The sequence below is a fragment of the Methylobacterium bullatum genome, assembly GCF_014845095.1.
Taxonomy (GTDB): domain Bacteria; phylum Pseudomonadota; class Alphaproteobacteria; order Rhizobiales; family Beijerinckiaceae; genus Methylobacterium; species Methylobacterium bullatum.
Genome location: NZ_NKUG01000217.1, coordinates 1 through 1356, shown reverse-complemented (window position 1 = coordinate 1356; position 1356 = coordinate 1). Strand labels below are relative to the sequence as shown.

The 1356-nt window shown below is 66.2% G+C and carries 1 protein-coding gene; it reads right to left on the bottom strand.

From position 1 onward, the window contains the following. A partial coding sequence (locus MBTS_RS22170; protein WP_280529959.1) for a DNA translocase FtsK occupies positions 1–1356 on the bottom strand: 1356 nt, incomplete at both ends.

Here is a 1356-nt window from a genome sequence, read left to right as displayed (position 1 = left end):
GCGCGGTTGTAGCCGATCTGAAGGCGGCGTTGGATGTAGCTGGTGGAGGCCTTCTTGTCCCGCATGACCACCTGCACCGCCTGGGCGTAGAGATCGCCGCCGCTCTCGCCGAAGCTGCCCTGGTCGAAGACCGCGCCGTCGACCTCGATCTCGTCGATCGCGCCCTTGGCCGATTTCCCACCGCTCTTCGAGCCCTTGTCGTCGTCCTCACCATCGTCGGCGGTGACGGCCTCGAGATAGGACGGCCTGCCCTGGCGCTTCAGGTGGGCGACCACGCTCTCGACTTCCGAATCCGAGCAGAACGGGCCGTGGACGCGGGTGGTGCGCCCGCCGCCGGCCATGAACAGCATGTCGCCCTGGCCCAGCAGCTGCTCGGCGCCCATCTCGCCGAGGATCGTGCGGCTGTCGATCTTGGACGTGACCTGGAAGGAGATCCGGGTCGGGAAGTTCGCCTTGATCGTGCCGGTGATGACATCCACCGACGGGCGCTGCGTCGCCATGATGAGGTGGATGCCGGCGGCACGGGCCATCTGCGCCAGACGCTGGATCGCCCCTTCGATGTCCTTGCCGGCCACCATCATCAGGTCGGCCATCTCGTCGACCACGATGACGATGTAGGGGAGCGGATTGAGGTCCATCTCCTCGGTCTCGTAGACCGCCTCGCCGGTTTCGCGATCGAATCCGGTCTGGACCGTGCGGGTCAGGACCTCGCCGCGCCCACGGGCCTCGGCGAGGCGCGCGTTGAACCCGTCGATGTTGCGGACCGCGATCTTGGACATCTTCTTGTAGCGCTCCTCCATCTCGCGCACGGCCCATTTGAGGGCGATGACCGCCTTCTTCGGGTCGGTGACGACGGGGGAGAGCAGGTGCGGGATGCCGTCATAGACGGAGAGTTCCAGCATCTTGGGATCGACCATGATCAGGCGGCACTCTTCCGGCTTCATCCGGTAGAGGAGCGACAGGATCATCGTGTTGATCGCCACCGACTTACCCGAGCCGGTGGTGCCGGCCACCAGCAGGTGGGGCATCTTGGCGAGATCGGCGATGATCGGCTCGCCGCCGATATTCTTGCCGAGGCACAAAGCGAGGCTCTGCTTCGTCTCGACGAAATCCGCCGAGGCGAGGAGTTCGCGCAGATACACGGTCTCGCGCCTGGCATTGGGCAATTCGATGCCGATGGCGTTGCGGCCGGGGACGACGGCCACACGGGCCGAGACCGCCGACATGGAGCGGGCGATATCGTCCGAGAGGGAGATCACGCGGCTCGACTTGGTGCCCGGCGCCGGCTCCAGTTCGTAGAGCGTGACCACCGGGCCGGGGCGCACGGCGAGGATGTCGCGGCGTACGCCGAAATCG